Raw genomic sequence first — 17,133 nt, 5'->3', positions numbered from 1 at the left:
AAAACCTTCCATTGGTGAAGGATTATTGGGGTTTGGTCCGTTCATGGGGTTTCCTCTAATTAATTATGGACGTGTTACTTTTCAGCATATTTTTGTTTAATTGCTAAAATCTCTTCTTGCACTGCAAAAAAAGCATCCACTACTGCGGGGTCAAAGTGCTTCCCACTACCTTCTTTAATAATGGCAAATGTTTTTTCTTGTGAGAATGATTTTTTATAAGGACGTTTTGACGAGAGAGCATCAAATACATCAGCAATAGCAACTACGCGTGCTGCAATTGGAATTTCATTACCTTTTAAGCCATCAGGATAACCAGAGCCGTCCCATTTTTCATGATGTGAGCGGGCAATAATTTCACCGAGTTTAATAACCTCAGAATCAGAACCTGAAAGTATGCTAGCGCCTACAACGGTGTGCTGTTTCATTATTTCCCATTCTGCAGCATCTAATTGTCCTGCTTTTAGCAAAATGTGGTCAGGTGTAGAAATCTTTCCGAGATCATGCATTGACGCTGAAAATAAAATATTTTCAACTGTTCCCTCATCTAGCCCTACACTGCGTGCAACGGCCTCAGAATACAAACTCATGCGTTGAATGTGTGCACCCGTTTCTTCGTCTTTGTATTCAGCAGCTTTGGTTAGTCTATTAATTGTTTCTAGTGATGCGGCTTTAATGCTTTGCATTGCTTGCTTTAATGATTCAGTTCTTTGAGCAACTTCAGCTTCTAATTGTTTCTGATAATTTGTTCTTAAATCGTTATAGTCTTTAATCTTAAGAAGGGACTTAACGCGCGATAATAGCTCGTTTTTATCTACAGGCTTTGTAATAAAATCATCGCAACCAGCATCAATCCCTTTAACTCGCTCTTTTGTCTCTCTTAAAGCAGTAATAAGGACGATAGGTAATAGCTTTAATAAAGCGTCTTCTCTAACTCGGTGTGTTACTTCAAAACCGTTCATACCGGGCATCATTATATCAAGTAAAATAAGGTCTACAGGTTGTTGTGCTAAGATATCTAATGCTTGTTGGCCGCCAGTCGCTGTTACAGTTTTATATCCCTTGGGTTCAAGATAAGCTTGCATGAGTTCAATATTTTGAAGGTTGTCATCTACAACCAAAATTAAAGGGCTATCTTTCATTAACTTTTCCTGTGTATCAAGGTTTAAATAATTTTAGTCATTACTTTATATATAAACTTATTTGTTGAGCAAACGTGCGTGTATCTATAGGCTTAGAAATATACGCACTGTTAGGTATACACAGTAATTGGTCTATATCTGCGGGTAAAACAGAAGCGGTAACAAAAACAATAGGAATATCTGCCGTTTCTTTTTCATCACGCAAAATTCTAGCAACCTCTGTTCCAGACATATCTGGGAGCTGGACATCTAATATAATAATTTTTGGAGTTTCACGCTTTATTGTTAAAAGCGCATCTCTTGCATTCATAGCAGTGAATACTTCAAAATTTGCCATGAGTAAAAGATCTTCCTCTAGCAATAGGTTATTCGCATTGTCATCAACTATAACTATTTTGGTTTTCATTATGCTTTACCACAGACTTTTGTTTAATTGGCAAAGTTATACGAACCGATGTGCCTTTATTAACACCTTCAGATTCAATAACAAACTCGCCTCCATGCAACTTTACTAGACTTTTTGCGATTGGCAGCCCAAGTCCTGTACCTTCTGTTAATCTAGAATAGGGGGTTTCTATACGGAAAAAACCTTCAAATATTTTTTCCATATTTTCAGCAGCAATACCTATACCCGTATCCCAAATTATTATTTCTATTTCTGTATCAGTGTGTCGTGTTTTAACGCCAATTTGACCCTCATCGGGTGTGAACTTCACTGCATTTGAAAGCAAATTATAAAGTATCTGTTTAACCTTAAGGGAGTCAGCTTCAATTGGTGGCAAGTCATCAGCAATATCAAGACACATATTCAATTTTTTCTGGTTAGCTGTATCTGCTGTAAGCCCTGTAATTTCGTGCAATACTTGGCGTATTGGCAAATGCGAGATGGTGAGACTCATTTTGCCTGCTTCAATCTTTGCCATATCCAGTATTTCATTAATAAGTAACAGTAAATGTTTGCCGCTCACCAATACATTTTTAACATACTGTTTTTGTTTGTCATTTAAAGTGCCAAATGTTTCATCGTAGAGCACCTCAGAAAAACCATTTATAGAATTAAGTGGAGTTCTTAGTTCATGCGACATATTTGCTAAAAACTCAGATTTAACTCGAGCAGCACTTTCCAAGTCACTCGTTAGTACTTCTAGCTCTTTATTCGCTTTTACGAGTCCTTCTTGAATCGCGTTACGTTCAGTAATGTCCTCGATAGACAATAAAATAATACGATCTTTTGACTGAGTACGTTTAATCTGCCTTGCGTTGAGCAGCATTGTACGCCAACCAATTGTTTTAAAATTGTGCTCAACTTTATAATCATCAAAGCTCGTTTTTTGAGGCAATATGGTTTCTAATAATTCTCGAAGCTTGGGAATGTTCCATTGATTATTACCAAGGTTGTATATTAGTTTCCCAACTGTGTCTTTATGGTTAGCGCGAAAAAATTCATAAAATGAGCGGCTTGCTGTAACTACTCTTAAATGTTGGTCTAAAACAATCAGTGGTTCTCGAACCGTATTTACAATACTTTCGGAGTATTCTAACAGTTCTTGTTTGGTACTTATTTTATTCACTATCTAGATCCTTTGTACCATTAAGGGCTGAACAACTTTATAAACGTTTAAACGATATTTAAGGTTCAGCAATGCTTGAATATAGTTTTATTTTTGTAATACGTTCGCTAAAAGCAATGCTTAATAATGTGTTTTAATGTATGTGTGTGGTTTTAACTAATATAAAAGGCGTAACCTGATAAGTGATATCTGAGAGGAACTGTTTAACATTAATCTGTGTTCAGTAAACAGCAACAGCTGATTAATAGCAAGAGGTTCATAATTTAACCTGCATATTATTGTTGTTTATTGACTATAGTAAGTTTTTTAAAGTTAAAAAGTATTAGTTTTAAGCGAAATAGGGTTTTAACGGAGAACGTATTTAAACTGAATTTTGGGTCTAAATAGTAAGTATTGATGTAGGTATTAATGTTTAAATTAATGCCTACATCAATATTTTAATCAGTCTATAGATTTATAAGCCGCTAGTGGGTGCGAGGTACTTAGTGATACATGCACTTCGTCGCCAGGATTTACCACAACTTCATGGCTTACTCTGCTAGTTACAACCGTAGAACACGCAAGTTTTACAGCGCACAAGCGGCTGCCACCTTCAAAACGTACCCAAATTACTTCGCCGTTATTGCCAACACTGCTTTGTACAAGTAACACATCGTCTGGTCGAAGTAGTACATCAACGTCGCCACTTCCACAGTCAACGCCATGAGCGGGCGCATTACCAATTGAGGTAGTGGCTTGTCCTTGGCTAAATTGGCCGCTAATAAAGCTGGCTTCACCTAAAAAGCGTGCCACAAAGCGATTGTTTGGGGTACTAAAACAGCGCTCGGGTGTATCGATTTGCTGAATTTCGCCGCCTTTAAGCACACCAACGCGGTCGCCAACTGAGAGTGCTTCTTCTTGGTCATGTGTTACCCAAATAGCGGGTACTCCAGCGGCTTTAAGTGCGTTTCTAATATCCCAACGAAGCATGTCTTTAAGGGCGGCATCTAAGTTTGAAAGCGGCTCATCAAGTAATACAAAGTCAGGTTGGTGGGCAAGGGTGCGCGCAAGTGCAACGCGCTGCTTTTGTCCGCCAGAAAGTGTTGCTGGTTTTTTGTCTCTAAAATCGCTCAGTCCAAGTAGGTTTATCCAATACTCAGCAGGGGCTGTATCTTTTAATCTAAAGCAAATGTTTTGCTGTACGGTTAAGTGCGGAAATAACGCAAAATCTTGAAACACCATACCTACACTGCGTTTTTCAGGAGGTAGTGTTAATTTGGGAGTAGCGCGCCATTTACCCGTGTTTATTTCGCCTTCGCTAATAGGTATAAGGCCAGCAAGGGCTTGTAAAATTGTACTTTTACCACAACCTGTTGGCCCTACAAGCATAAGGATTTCGTTTTCACCCAGCGAAAAGTTTAAATCGCTTACTACGCGGTTACTGCCATAATCTATAGACAACTGACTTACAGATAGCATTGTTTCTTAAATCCTTAATGTTCAAACTGGTTGCGTTTTTCGCCAGACATCATAATAGCTAACCCGCAGGCAGATATCACTACTAACAATAATCCAGGAATAGCGGCGCGACCAAAATAGCCCGCTTCGTATACACGCCATAAATAAGTAGAGAGGGTTTCAAACCCTGTTGGGCCAAGTAATAGCGTGGCTTCGAGTTCGCGCATTGACTCTAAAAACACCAGTGCTGCACCGGCAATAATACCGCGCATAGTTAAAGGCAGTGTTATGCGAGTAAATACTTCACGTGGGCTTGCCCCTAATACGCGCGCAGATTTTACTAAGCTTGGGTCTAAGTGTTCGGTGCTTGTTCTAACAGAGCCTACTGCAAGTGGTAAAAATCGCAGCATGTAAGCAATAATAAGCAATCCCAGTGTTTGATATAAAAACGGCAACTGCAAACCACCGTAAACAAGCGCTGTGCCCATTACTATACCCGGAATACCAAAACCAAAGTAAGTAACACGCTCCATTATACGACCCGCTTTTCCATTCAGTGCGGCATGTGCAACAGGGATCGCAACGATAACAGCTACAATTGCCGCAATACCCGATGCATACGTAGAGTTCCACGCAATATTAAAATCAAATGAGCTAAAACCATCGCGAGCTAACCAAAGCGAAAATATAGCCAAAGGCAAGCCAATAGCAAGCAGTAAAACAGGTGCAAACGTAACAAACATCGCACTTAATTGTAATTTACTTGGAAATAAAATTAACGGGCGACCATGGCGCTCAGGCGCTGTTTTTATTTGTGATTCAACTAAAAGTAAAAAACCGACAATAACCATCAGCTGAAGTGAAAGCATTGCAGCGCGTCCTAACGCGAAGGCATTGTATTCAACGTAAATTACGCGGGTAAAGGTATCTAAGCGCATCATTGCCGGCGTGCCAAAGTCTGATAATGTATAAAGCGCGACTAACAAAGAGCCTGCTGCAATACCGTTAACTACGCGCGGTAATATAACTTTAAATATACTTTGCGTCATCGACATGCCTAGCGTACGCGCGGCATTAACCATGCTTGCGTCAAGGCTCAGTAGGGATGAGCGAGTTGTCATCATTACAAACGGGAAGGTATAAAGCGTCATTACAATGGCGGCACCTGTTAGGCCATACATTGATGGTGTTTCTATTCCTGTTAAGGTATTTATTTCGCCACCGGGGCCAAAAGCAGCATAAAGTGTAAATGCGCCAATATAACTGGGAATTGCCAGTGGGGCTGCAAATACAACCAGCCAGAGCTTTTTAAATGGTAAATGCACATACGCGCTAATAAACGCCAGTGGCACACCAATTAAAATAGATCCAAGTACCGTTAAACCCATTAACGATAACGTGTTACCTAAAATTTGGAGATTGTGGGTGTCAAACACTGAGCTTGCATCGCTTGCAAGCACAATTAATACATAAACAGGGGTAAGCGCAACAAGCGCTGTAAGCAGCGCCATTGGATAAGAGGCAGGTATTTTCATTACAATACGCCGCTGCTTCGCATCAAATCTATAGTAGGGCGTAAATCAGCTAGCTGTGTTAAATCCACTTTAGGTGGAGAAATATTAGCAAGTGACGGTAAACCCTCAGGTTGGGTAATACCATTTACTAACGGAATTTCGTACGCTTCACTGGCTAAGTAACCCTGTACTTCTTTACTTAGTAAGTAACGCATAAAGTTAGTTGCAAGCGGATCGTCGTTAAGCGCTAATACACCCGATGCATTAACTAAACAGCCCGCATCATTTTGTGTAAATGCTAAATCTAGCTTGGCATCAGGCTTACCTGATTTTAAACGCAGAGTGTAATAGTGATTTGCAAAACCAATATCAACTTCACCGCGCTCAACGCCCATAACAACACCTAGCTCGCCGGCGTATGTTTTAGCACGTTTTTGAATCTTTTTAAGCCACTTAGCGGTTTTGTCATCGCCTTCTAAAATTCGCATTGCGGTTACAAACGATTGAAAAGAAGCGTAGGCGGGTGCCCAGCCAATACTTAAATCGCTGTCGGCAATTTCCATAATACTTGTTGGAATTTGATCTTTAGTCAAACGCGACGTGTTATATGGCAATGTACGAATACGGCCAGTTACTGGTGCCCACTCTTTATATCTAAACTGTGGTTGTAACTGAGCAGATAAATCACCCGGGATAGGTTGTGCAAGGCCAGCATCGGTTACTAAACCAATCGCGCCTGAGTCAACTGCCCAAAATAAATCAGCGCGGCGAACGCCAGCTTTAGCTTCTGCAACAATGGTATTTGCTAAAGCAGCAGTAGGACCTCGGCGTATACCGAGTTTAAAGTCTGGATTTTTTTTCTGGATTGCTTGTAATACGTTTTCATACAAACCACCTTCGCCTCGACCTAAATAAAGCGTTAACTCGCCTTTAAGCTTTGGTAAATCGTCAACAGAAACAGGGTTTGCTATATCAGCGGCTAGCGCACGAGAAAGAGGCAGTGGCAATGAGCCAACCACCCCTAACGCAGCTAGGCCTTGAATAAAGGTCCTACGCTTCACTTAAAATACATCCTTACGAGCTTTTTCGGCTTTTTCTATTAAAACCTGAGCGCGGTCTAATTTTGTTTGCATGTCACTGATCACATCGCGTACTTCGTCTACGCTTTTGCTGTTTTTAATGGCTTGTGGCAGTGTTACGTTAAAGTCTTTTTCCAGCACTTCAACTAGTTTTGCATCTTGTTCAATAAGAGTACCTTCAACGCCTTCAAACAGGTGCAGATAAGTATCGTGAACAATTTCAGTTGCTTCGTCTCGTAAACGCTCAGCAAATTTAGCTACTACACGGTCTAATTTGTGCTTAATTTCATCAATTGTGGCACTTTGTGTCATTTGAGCTGTAGCGGTTGCTTTTACAGTGTCTAACAAGCCTTTTTGCTGGAATTTAGCAGCAAGCTTAACAGCCCCAAGGCCTTGCCACAAGGCTATGTTCATCGCTTTTTGCTGTTTACGAACTTCCTCAGCAGGCTCTTTATTATCAATGGCCATTTTTACGCCATAAAGACCCTGCCAAATAGAAGCGTATACTGGTACAAAGTTAGTTTCTATTGCACTGTGAAACTTAACTGATTCCCAATATTCAATTAAATCATCAGTTTTTACAGCTTTTGCGCCTTTAGTATCGTAGTCGCTTACCATGGTATCTACTTTGCCTACCATCCATTCTACTTCTTCTGCGTAACTTTTAAGGTTTTCTTGAAGATGATTAACATGCTCGCCAATAGGGCCGTTAGCTAATACTGGTTGAGCCATAAACGCCGAGGCTAGTAACAGGCTTGCACCTAAAGTTTTGGCTGGTTTAAATAGTAATTTCATAGCAAAGAAGTCCAAAAGGTAATTGTAAATGATAGACATTATCATATAGCTAATAGTTAACGAGATCAATAACCACAAACTCGCTTAATAGATAAAAACACTAAATGTAGCGGTAGGTTACAGCAAATAGCGCTATAACCTGTATTAGGGTTAGTTATTGAGACCGACTATTAAGCGTAATGCTTGCTTTTAATGGCATTATAAATGGCATCACACAGTGTTTTTATACTGGTGTCGTCACTTATATACGGTGGCATAAGGTAAATTAGTTTACCGAATGGACGTATCCATACACCTTGCTCTACAAAATAAGCCTGAATTTTAGCAACATCAACATTGCCCGCAGCCTCGTTGAGTTCAACAACGCCTATTGCACCTAAGGTACGTACATTGGCAACCGCATCTAGTTCACGGCATTTATTAAGTTGTTGTAGTTGGGTGTTTAGTTGCTTTATTCGTTGTTGCCAGTTTTGCTCAAGTAATAAATCAATACTTGCGCAGGCCGCAGCACAGGCAAGCGGATTACCCATAAAAGTAGGGCCGTGCATTAAAACACCTGCTTCACCTTCGCTTATGCCAATGGCTATTTTATCGCTAGTGATAGTGGCTGATAGCGTCATTGAGCCGCCAGTTAATGCTTTACCAATACACATTATATCGGGCTCTATATTGGCGTGCTCTACAGCAAATAATTTACCTGTACGGCCAAAGCCTGTGGCAATTTCGTCGCAAATTAGCAGTACGTTATATTGGGTGCACAATTTACGTACGCAGGCTAAATAATCAGGGTGATAAAAGTTCATACCCCCCGCGTTTTGTACAATAGGCTCAATGATAAAGGCGGCTACTTGGTTGTGGTTTGCTTTAAAGTATTCTTCAAGCTCTTGGGCTTCAGTTTGGTTAAACTCGCCCCCAAATTGACTAACCGGTGCAGGTACAAAAACGTGTTCAGGTAAAAAGCCTGAATATAAACTATGCATTGAGTTAACGGGGTCGCATACGCTCATGGCTGCAAAGGTGTCGCCATGGTAGCCCTTGTAAGGCGTCATTAGTTTTCGTTTTGTAGTAATGCCTTGGCTTAACCAATATTGCAGCGCCATTTTTATTGCTACTTCAACACTTACCGATCCGCTGTCGGCTAAAAACACTTTAGTTAAACTAGGCGGCGTTATATTTACTATTTTTTTGCACAGCTCTACCGCGCTGTTATGCGTAATACCGCCAAACATAATGTGGCTCATACAGTTGATTTGCTCAATCATGGCGTTATTTATAACAGGGTGATTATAGCCATGTATTGCGCTCCACCACGAGGCCATGCCATCGATTAATTGCTCGCCAGTTTCGAGGTGAATAATATTGTGATTAGCATGTGTAACGGGGTATACCGGAATTGGCTTGGTCATAGACGTATATGGATGCCAAATGTGCTCACGATCAAAATCAAGGTTAATCGTATTCTTTTTAGTCATATGTAAACTTTAACTTGGTGGGCTTCGTTGACAATGTTACTTCAACTCGTAGACTAAGCCAATATCACCGTTGAGAAAAAATAAGAGAGTATTATGGAACTTGCACCTGTTCGTCACGATTGGACCCACGCTGAAGTTAAAGCATTATTTGAAATGCCATTTAACGATTTACTGTTTAAAGCCGCATCGGTTCACCGTGCTAACTTCAACCCAAATGAAGTGCAAATTTCTACGTTGTTATCAATTAAAACAGGCGCTTGCCCAGAAGATTGTAAGTACTGCCCGCAATCGGGCCATTACCGAACAGATTTAGAACGCGAACGCTTAATAGAAGTAGAAAAAGTAGTAGAACAAGCACGCCTCGCAAAACAAAAAGGCGCTACCCGTTTTTGTATGGGGGCTGCATGGTCAGATCCAAAAGACAGAGACATGCCATACATTTCGCAAATGGTTAAAGAGGTAAAAGAGCTAGGGTTAGAAACCTGTATGACGCTGGGTAAACTCACAAACGAAAAAGCCCATGAACTTAGAGACGCTGGGCTTGATTACTACAACCATAACCTTGACACGTCTCCTGAGTATTACGAGCAAATTATATCAACCCGTACTTTTCAAGATAGATTAAATACCATTGACCACGTACGCGATGCTGGTATGAAAGTATGCTCGGGCGGAATAGTTGGTATGGGCGAGCAAGCAAGCGACCGCTTTGGACTACTTATGCAACTAGCTAATTTGCCACAACAGCCAGAAAGCGTGCCTATTAATATGCTCGTTAAAGTTAAAGGCACACCGCTTGAAAACGTAGACGATTTAGATCACTTTGAATTTATACGTACCATAGCAACAGCACGTATTATGATGCCACACAGTTATGTACGTTTATCGGCAGGGCGCAACGCCATGAACGAGCAAATGCAATCGATGTGCTTTTTTGCAGGCGCTAACTCAATATTTTATGGTGATAAACTACTTACCACCGAAAATCCCGACGCTGATGCCGATATGAACCTAATTAAAAAACTAGGCATGAACCCAGAAAAACGTCACGACTATTCAGACGAAGCAGTAGAAGCCTCGCTTTCATCGCAAGTAGCCGACAAAGCAACCTCTGAATTGTTTTACGAAGCGTAGGCTTATATCAATGCCTTTTGATTTTATAAATACGCATCTGCAGGCTCGCCAGCAAGATGCGTTACTTCGTAAACGCCACGTAGTACAACATGCAACAGCGCGCACCATAACGGTTAATAATAAAACCTATCTTAATTTTGCCAGTAACGATTACTTAGGTTTTGGTGATGTGGCTGTTAACCTTAATGACTCCCACGCATTAGGGAGTCACAGCTCAGCATTGGTTACGGGTTATCAGGCTCAGCAAAAAGCGCTTGAACAATACTTATGTGAGCAATTTGGTTATGGCGCAGCAATGCTATTTAACTCAGGGTTTAGCGCTAATAGCAGTGTAATTAAAGCGCTGTTTCAAGATAAAGCGGCTGCACAAAACAGCGCTATTTTTCAAGATAAGTTAAATCATGCAAGTTTGATTGACGGGGCTATGCACTCAAACGCGGCATTAGTGCGTTTTAATCACAACGACATGAATCACTTACGTTCACGGCTCGAAAAATCAAAAGCGCAAAACAAGCTAATTATAAGCGAAGGTGTGTTTTCGATGGATGGCGATACCGCGCCTCTTAAAGAATTACTCGCACTTGCAAAACAGCACAACGCATGGCTAATGATTGACGACGCACACGGCTTTGGTGCATTAGGTAAAACCGGTTTGGGTAGTTGCGAAGCGTTTATTACTCAAACGCTGCCAGATATATTAGTCATTACCTTTGGTAAAGCAGTGGCTAGTAGTGGCGCGTGTGTATTGGGCAGTAAACAGTTTATTGATTACATGCTGCAATTTAATCGCGATTACACGTATTCAACTGCTATGTCGCCACTTATGGCAAGTCACACACTTGCGCGTATTAAAAGCATAAAAACAGCTGATGATAAACGCGATAAGCTAAATGCCAATATTGCATTATTTAAGCAACTCGCTAAAAGCCATAATATTGCTGTAATGGAATCAAACACCGCCATACAACCCATTGTATTAGGCTGCGCTGAGCAAACGCTGCAAGCGGCAGATAAACTAAAACAACAGGGTATTTGGCTCACTGCAATTAGACCGCCCACAGTTGCACATAACACCTCGCGTTTACGCATTACTTTAACCGCCGCACATACCGAGCAATACATAACGCACTTAGTTAAGCATTTAGTAGGTGCAATAGCATGATTACTCAGCCAGTATTAAAAACAGACCTAGTGCAAACACAACTTGTAAAACCGTGCCTAGTAAGTAGCGATTCAAATAAAGAATTAAATAAGGAGCCAAATCGAGAGCTAAACAAGGAGCTTAAAAAGTCTACACAAAGTAAGTTCTCAAAGGCGGCGGCGAGTTATAACACCCATGCAAATGTACAAAAACATGCTGCGAGCGATCTATTTTCACTCATAAAACCAGGCTCTAATAAAAATATGCTTTGTGTTGATTTAGGCGCAGGGCCGCTTGTTAATACACTTACCTTACAAAGCGTATTTGAAAGCGTTGTGGCAATGGATTTGAGCTTAAACATGTTGCAAAGTAGTGATTTAACCACACCTAAAATATGCGCCGATATGGATAACTTACCGCTACAAGCAAACAGTGTTGATGTAATTTACAGTAATTTTGCAGTGCAGTGGTCTGCTAATTTTTCGGCTTTAATGCAATCGCTTTACAGCATATTAAAACCAGGCGGGCAGGCGTACATAAGCGCTGTGGTAGAGGGCTCACTTAACGAAATAAAAACAGCCTTTGCCGCGCTTGATTCTAACAGCCACATAAATACCTTTAATAGTGAACTGCATATAAACCAATCAGTCCAAAATGCAGGCTTTACTATTAATAGTGCTAAAAAACGTATTTACACCGATAAATACACAACACCTTTAAAAGCTATTGCCTCTATTAAAGCTATTGGTGCAACAACGCAAAACCATACTAATACGCGCCAAGGGCTACTTACCAAATCGGCGCTACAAAAAGTATGCAGTGCGTATCCGCTTATAAATAATAAAGCATGTGTGTCTTATCATGTGGTGCTGTTATCATTAGAAAAAAGCCATTACAAAAAAGCGATTAATTGCTTAAGTTAAAATTTAAACCAAAGTTAGATTCAGATCATAAGGCAAAGTAATGAAAGAATTTTTTATAACAGGCACCGACACCGATGCCGGAAAAACCCACGTTACCAGTTTGCTATTAAAGTTACTTGCCCAACACAAAAAACAAGCCATTGGCTTTAAACCCCTTGCTGCTGGCTGCGAAATGGCGTTCGATCAGCTGGTAAATGCCGATGCTCTAATACTAATGGAAAGCGCAACAGTCAGCGCTAAATACGACGTAGTAAATCCGTTTGCGTTTGCACCGCCTATTGCACCGCACATAGCAGCGGAGAAAGTTGGGGTGAGTATTACTGTAGATAAACTTAGTGATGCTTATAAAAACGTAAAACAACAGGGCGCTGACATTATACTTACCGAAGGTGCTGGTGGTTGGGCATTACCTATTAATAAAAACGATTATTTATACGACTGGGTTAAAGCAGAGCAACTGCCGGTAATACTTGTTGTTGGTATGAAGCTAGGTTGCTTAAATCATGCGTTACTAACCGCTGCGCATATGCAAAGTATGGGTATAAACTGCGTTGGCTGGATTGCAAACCAAGTCGATAAAAATATGGACGAATACCAAGCAAACCTTGATTCACTCAAAGCACGCTTACCGTTCCCAATACTTGCCATAAGCCCATACAGCGAGCAAACTCCTAAGTTACAAATATACAAAAGCTTGCTTAGTGCGTTATCTATAAACACTTAAGTGGTTTTAAAAAAGTTACTTTTTTAGGTAAATCTTGAAATAGTCAGCCTTAGTACACATATAAACGTTTATAAATACATAGCTTGCTTAAAGACAATGTTACTAAGGACATAACGACTATATGACGCACCCATTTATTGAAAGCTACGCCCCAGATGCGCACGTAAGCGCTGAGCCTAAAGCACTAAACTGTGGCTTACCTAAAAAACGCGTAGGCATAATAGGTGGGGGCACAGCTGGCGCCACAATAGCCATTAGACTTGCTGCGTTAGGGCTAGAAACTTACGTACTTGAAAAGAAAAAGTCGTTAATTGATGGCCCTCCAATGTGCCATTTGCATGCAGGTGGCAACTTATATCGTGAAATACCCGACGAAGACTGCATAGATTTACTCAAGCAATGTATAGATATTGCTCGCCTTTATCCTCACACCATCGATGTTCGCCCCACAGTATTTGCCGTACCTAAACGCGATGACGACTCACCGGAGGATTTATTTCCGCGTTTAAATAAATTAGTAAAAGCCTACAACGAGCTTATTGAACAAGACAGCGCTAATAAAGTATTAGGCGAGCCAGAGCATTATTATCAGTTATATAGTTATGAGCAAATGCTAAAGCTTGCTAAACAAAAACAAGTAGCCAAGCCCACGTCGTTAGATGAGTGGATGATACCCGTTGCTAAGCATTTAGATTTAAATAAGCTAAAGTTTCCGCTTATTGTTGCACAAGAATATGGCTGGAATATATTTCGTTTATCGGCTAGTGCACAACTCGCCCTTGCACAGTACAAACACGCTCATGTTTTAACAAGCACCAGTGTTAAAAACGTATCGCCAGTTATAAATACCAATAATGATAAGCAAACACTTAAATGGCACATTGAATACCAATCAGAGCCAAGCCTTGATGAACAACCTGATACTTCAACCAATACACAAGCCGATTCACAAACCATTGAGGTAGATTACCTAATTAATGCGTGTGGTTTTCAAACCGGTATTATTGACGACCTCGTTGGGGTAGATGTAAAACGCATGGTTGAATTTAAAGCCTCTTACATTACTCATTGGCAAGGTGCTGGTGGGCAAATACCCGAAATTATTATTTATGGTAACCGTGGCACGCCAGAGGGCATGGCGCAACTAACGCCTTACCCTAACGGGTATTTTCAAATACATGGCATGACTAACAACATTACATTGTTTAATGATGGCTTAGCTGATGCCACGCCAATGAGCGCACAACCTAAACTTCCCAATAAATACCTTCATTATATTAAAGATGGCTGGGACAAAGCAGCATTGCAAACACGTACCCAAACAGCAATTGATTATGTAGCCGAGTTTGTCCCTGCGTTTAAAACTGCTAGCACACAAAATAATGCCTTGTATGGCGGGCAACAAATCCCTGGGGATGACGACACCTTGCGCGTAGCCGATGTAAGTTTATATTCGCATATTAGTTACGCACGGGCCGAAAATGTTAAAGCATCGTCAACGTTAATAGCGGCAGATCAAATAGTGGGTGAGTTTATAAAATTGGGAATAATAAGTAGCGATCCTGCTGTAAATCATCACCGCAGTACCCACCAATGGTCGTACCTTAAACATAATAGCAGCGAAAAAATTGACGAAGTTGCACGCATATTGGCACACGAGCGTGGTTTTCCGATTGATATGGCAGAGCTTAATAACAGCTTGTAATAAGCTGATCAATAAAGAAACTTTAGTCTTAAATTTGATGTAAAACCCTTCTTAAAAAAATTATCAATAAACACATAAATAACACTTGTGTTATGACATAGTTTGTCACAGAATAGCGCTAACGTTATGACATAGTGTGTCATAACGCAGTGATTGCTTTAACCTAATTTAATTTTATGTTCGGTGATCAAACCTATTTTTGTGAGGACAATATGAAACGTATATTTTTGTTTTTATTAACTAACCTAGCGGTTATGTTGGTATTAGGTGTAGTGCTTTCAATAATAATGAGTGCGCTGGGCTTAAGCCATCGTAGCCTTGGCGGAATTTTACTTATAGCCACAGTATTTGGTTTTGGTGGATCGTTTATTTCGTTATTTATGTCGAAATGGATCGCTAAAAAATCAACAGGTGCGCATGTGATTACGCAGCCTCGAAACGAAACCGAACATTGGCTTGTACAAACGGTATCTGCGCAAGCACAAAAAGCAGGTATTAAAATGCCAGAAGTGGCTATTTACGACAGCCCAGAAATGAACGCGTTTGCAACGGGCCCAAGTAAAAACAACTCGTTAGTGGCAGTAAGCACAGGCTTAATGCACAACATGACCAAAGATCAGGCCGAAGCCGTACTTGCCCACGAAGTATCGCACGTGGCTAACGGCGACATGGTAACGCTTACGCTAATACAAGGCGTGGTAAACACCTTTGTAATATTTGCCGCAAAAGTACTGGCAGGCATTGTAGATAACTTTATTAATAGCGATGAGGAAGAGGGCGGCAGTAGCTGGACATACTTCTTATTCGATATGTTATTCCAAGTATTATTTGGTGTACTAGCAAGCATAGTGGTTGCAAGTTACAGCCGTAAACGAGAATTTGCAGCCGACAGCGGCGCAGCAAAACTAGTTGGTGCTGATAAAATGCGTTCCGCCCTTGAGCGATTAAAGCAAAACCATCCTTCGCAATTAGAAGGCTCAATGATGGCCTTTGGTATTGCAAGTGGCAAAGGTGTTGCTGAGCTGTTTTCATCGCACCCACCGCTTGATGCGCGAATAGACGCACTACGTAAGTAACTATGTAAGTTAGTAAATATTCTAAGCCAGCTTAACTGCTGGCTTTTTTATGTTTACGTTAAAATGCTAAAATCGCACGCACTGTATTTATATACAGTGTGTTATGTTGCTTTATAAAATCGTTACTTTTTTAAGCTATATGTGTTTACGGGGTTACTAGGTACGAGTAAACTAAAATACCTTAAAGTCAGCAATGCAGCTGGTTTTAATACTTAACATTTAATACTTAACAAGGACGGTTATTGTAGTGGAAAAGGTGCAACACACTAAAGAATGCATTATGTGCTTTAGCGCTATAGATTCACGGGCTAAAAAATGCCCGCAATGCACCTCACTTCAAGCTAAATATTCTAACTTAGAAAACAATCCCATTATTATTGGTGCATTAGCACTTAGTATTGTTGGTATTTTTGGGTTTATTTTTTATCAAAATATTTATGTAGCAGGGCTTAAAGACCAAGCACAAAAAAACTTAATCGCTAATGTAAGCCAAATTAATACTAAAAATGAAAACGATGCATTGTATGTTGCATGCATAGGGCAGGTAAAAAACGAGTCAAACTTTTCGTTTAAAAATATAAAGTTTAAGGTCGATTTTTTAACCGAGCAAAACACGCTAGTCGATACGTTATCAATAACCGACGAAGACCTAATTATACTTCCTAATGACTCAACAAACTTTAGAGTAAGAGGTATTGCGCAAAAACAAGCGGCCAGTTATAACAATTGCCAAGTAACAATAACCGATGCCTGGGCTTATAAATAACTTGTTGTAGTTATTTAAAGCTATTTAAAGTGTGAAATTAGTGAGTAAAAATAATTAAGAAAACCAACTCTAAGCTGGTTTTCTAGTATAAACAGTGATTACTGAGAAAGAATAATCTCAGTAATGCCCTCAGCAGATAGTATTTCAATCCAGTAGCCGTCAGGGTCTTTAATAAATGCTAAGCCTTTCATTGAGCCATCATCTGGTTTTTTAACAAACTCAACATCGTATTTTGCAAAGCGCTCACAGGCATCGTAAACATCCGGTACGCTAATCCCAATATGACCAAAGCCTTTAGGTTCTTGGTTGCCACTATGGTATCCTTCAAAGCTGTCGTCGTTTTCAGTGCCCCAGTTATGGGTTAACTCAATTAGCGCAGGGCGACGAAACACCCATTCTGCTTTAGTTTTATCATCACCTTGTGGCAATTCTTGCTCGTAGCCTAAAAAGTAAAGCGTAAACTTCATACCAGGAAAATCATACTTACCTAACAGCTTCATACCTAATACATTTTGGTAAAATTCGAGCGACGGCTTTGGATCTTTAATACGTAACATAGTTTGTTGCATAACAAAGCCCTGAGTGGCCTGTTCAACTTGTTCTGGAGATTCGTTATAGTTAGACATGGTGATCCTTTCAAAAATGATAAAGCGAAAA

Annotated in this window: 16 protein-coding genes; 7 read left to right on the top strand and 9 right to left on the bottom strand. The window is 40.3% G+C overall.

The window, feature by feature from the left end:
- Positions 1-74: 74 nt before the first annotated feature.
- From JG479_RS08175 to bioA, 8 genes are all read right to left on the bottom strand, one after another.
- The gene (locus JG479_RS08175; RefSeq protein ID WP_149602594.1) at positions 75-1,139 is read right to left on the bottom strand and encodes an HD domain-containing phosphohydrolase; all 1,065 of its coding nucleotides are present in this window, start codon (positions 1,137-1,139) and stop codon (positions 75-77) included.
- 40 nt (positions 1,140-1,179) lie between these two features.
- Positions 1,180-1,545, bottom strand: coding sequence for a response regulator (locus JG479_RS08170; protein WP_039487942.1), 366 nt, complete (start codon positions 1,543-1,545; stop codon positions 1,180-1,182).
- Positions 1,520-2,710, bottom strand: coding sequence for a sensor histidine kinase (locus tag JG479_RS08165; RefSeq protein ID WP_039487941.1), 1,191 nt, complete (start codon positions 2,708-2,710; stop codon positions 1,520-1,522). The genes JG479_RS08170 and JG479_RS08165 overlap by 26 nt, the downstream gene beginning before the upstream one ends.
- Before the next feature lie 441 nt (positions 2,711-3,151).
- Positions 3,152-4,168 carry an ABC transporter ATP-binding protein gene (locus tag JG479_RS08160; protein WP_149602595.1) on the bottom strand — a complete coding sequence of 339 codons (1,017 nt, stop codon included), beginning with the start codon at positions 4,166-4,168 and terminating at the stop codon, positions 3,152-3,154.
- Between the two features lie 14 nt (positions 4,169-4,182).
- Complete coding sequence (locus JG479_RS08155) at positions 4,183-5,682, bottom strand: ABC transporter permease (protein WP_200220306.1); 1,500 nt, start codon at positions 5,680-5,682, stop codon at positions 4,183-4,185.
- Positions 5,682-6,722 carry an extracellular solute-binding protein gene (locus JG479_RS08150; protein WP_096793161.1) on the bottom strand — a complete coding sequence of 347 codons (1,041 nt, stop codon included), beginning with the start codon at positions 6,720-6,722 and terminating at the stop codon, positions 5,682-5,684. The genes JG479_RS08155 and JG479_RS08150 overlap by 1 nt, the downstream gene beginning before the upstream one ends.
- Positions 6,723-7,535 (bottom strand): hypothetical protein, encoded by an 813-nt coding sequence (locus JG479_RS08145; protein ID WP_200220305.1) that lies wholly within the window; start codon positions 7,533-7,535, stop codon positions 6,723-6,725. It abuts the gene before it with no gap.
- Between the two features lie 170 nt (positions 7,536-7,705).
- On the bottom strand, positions 7,706-9,007 hold the full coding sequence (gene bioA, locus JG479_RS08140; RefSeq protein WP_200220304.1) for an adenosylmethionine--8-amino-7-oxononanoate transaminase: 1,302 nt from the start codon (positions 9,005-9,007) through the stop codon (positions 7,706-7,708).
- Positions 9,008-9,100: 93 nt separating this feature from the next.
- Here bioA and bioB point away from each other — a divergent pair, with 93 nt between their 5' ends.
- From bioB to JG479_RS08105, 7 genes are all read left to right on the top strand, one after another.
- Positions 9,101-10,141 carry a biotin synthase BioB gene (gene bioB, locus JG479_RS08135; protein ID WP_002961242.1) on the top strand — a complete coding sequence of 347 codons (1,041 nt, stop codon included), beginning with the start codon at positions 9,101-9,103 and terminating at the stop codon, positions 10,139-10,141.
- A gap of 10 nt (positions 10,142-10,151) precedes the next feature.
- Positions 10,152-11,303 (top strand): aminotransferase class I/II-fold pyridoxal phosphate-dependent enzyme, encoded by a 1,152-nt coding sequence (locus tag JG479_RS08130; RefSeq protein ID WP_200220303.1) that lies wholly within the window; start codon positions 10,152-10,154, stop codon positions 11,301-11,303.
- A complete protein-coding gene (locus JG479_RS08125; RefSeq protein WP_200220302.1) occupies positions 11,300-12,205 on the top strand; it encodes a methyltransferase domain-containing protein in 906 nt (301 codons plus the stop codon). Before JG479_RS08130 ends, JG479_RS08125 begins: the two co-directional genes overlap by 4 nt.
- 40 nt (positions 12,206-12,245) lie before the next feature.
- Entirely contained in the window at positions 12,246-12,929 is a 684-nt protein-coding gene (gene bioD / locus JG479_RS08120; RefSeq protein ID WP_096793156.1) for a dethiobiotin synthase, read from the top strand.
- A gap of 121 nt (positions 12,930-13,050) precedes the next feature.
- Positions 13,051-14,634: an FAD-dependent oxidoreductase gene (locus JG479_RS08115; protein ID WP_200220301.1), complete on the top strand. Its 1,584-nt coding sequence runs from the start codon at positions 13,051-13,053 to the stop codon at positions 14,632-14,634.
- A 212-nt stretch (positions 14,635-14,846) separates the two neighbouring features.
- Entirely contained in the window at positions 14,847-15,710 is an 864-nt protein-coding gene (gene htpX / locus JG479_RS08110) for a protease HtpX (RefSeq protein ID WP_002961248.1), read from the top strand.
- A 247-nt stretch (positions 15,711-15,957) separates the two neighbouring features.
- Positions 15,958-16,476, top strand: coding sequence for a hypothetical protein (locus JG479_RS08105; protein WP_234047892.1), 519 nt, complete (start codon positions 15,958-15,960; stop codon positions 16,474-16,476).
- A 98-nt stretch (positions 16,477-16,574) separates the two neighbouring features.
- Here the strand turns inward: JG479_RS08105 and gloA are convergent, their stop codons facing one another.
- Positions 16,575-17,102, bottom strand: a complete 528-nt coding sequence (gene gloA, locus JG479_RS08100) for a lactoylglutathione lyase (protein WP_200220300.1) — start codon at positions 17,100-17,102, stop codon at positions 16,575-16,577.
- Positions 17,103-17,133: the final 31 nt, after the last annotated feature.

Origin of the sequence: Pseudoalteromonas sp. LC2018020214, from assembly GCF_016598755.1 — a bacterium.
In the GTDB taxonomy this organism is placed as follows: Bacteria; Pseudomonadota; Gammaproteobacteria; order Enterobacterales; family Alteromonadaceae; genus Pseudoalteromonas; species Pseudoalteromonas distincta.
This window is presented reverse-complemented; position numbering and strand designations above follow the sequence as displayed.

Coding starts and splice junctions, on each gene's coding strand:
- JG479_RS08175 (WP_149602594.1), bottom strand. CDS start 1,139: ATGAAAGATAGCCCTTTAATTTTGGTTGTAGATGACAACCTTCAAAAT.
- JG479_RS08170 (WP_039487942.1), bottom strand. CDS start 1,545: ATGAAAACCAAAATAGTTATAGTTGATGACAATGCGAATAACCTATTG.
- JG479_RS08160 (WP_149602595.1), bottom strand. CDS start 4,168: ATGCTATCTGTAAGTCAGTTGTCTATAGATTATGGCAGTAACCGCGTA.
- JG479_RS08155 (WP_200220306.1), bottom strand. CDS start 5,682: ATGAAAATACCTGCCTCTTATCCAATGGCGCTGCTTACAGCGCTTGTT.
- JG479_RS08145 (WP_200220305.1), bottom strand. CDS start 7,535: ATGAAATTACTATTTAAACCAGCCAAAACTTTAGGTGCAAGCCTGTTA.
- bioA (WP_200220304.1), bottom strand. CDS start 9,007: ATGACTAAAAAGAATACGATTAACCTTGATTTTGATCGTGAGCACATT.
- bioB (WP_002961242.1), top strand. CDS start 9,101: ATGGAACTTGCACCTGTTCGTCACGATTGGACCCACGCTGAAGTTAAA.
- JG479_RS08130 (WP_200220303.1), top strand. CDS start 10,152: ATGCCTTTTGATTTTATAAATACGCATCTGCAGGCTCGCCAGCAAGAT.
- JG479_RS08125 (WP_200220302.1), top strand. CDS start 11,300: ATGATTACTCAGCCAGTATTAAAAACAGACCTAGTGCAAACACAACTT.
- bioD (WP_096793156.1), top strand. CDS start 12,246: ATGAAAGAATTTTTTATAACAGGCACCGACACCGATGCCGGAAAAACC.
- JG479_RS08115 (WP_200220301.1), top strand. CDS start 13,051: ATGACGCACCCATTTATTGAAAGCTACGCCCCAGATGCGCACGTAAGC.
- htpX (WP_002961248.1), top strand. CDS start 14,847: ATGAAACGTATATTTTTGTTTTTATTAACTAACCTAGCGGTTATGTTG.
- gloA (WP_200220300.1), bottom strand. CDS start 17,102: ATGTCTAACTATAACGAATCTCCAGAACAAGTTGAACAGGCCACTCAG.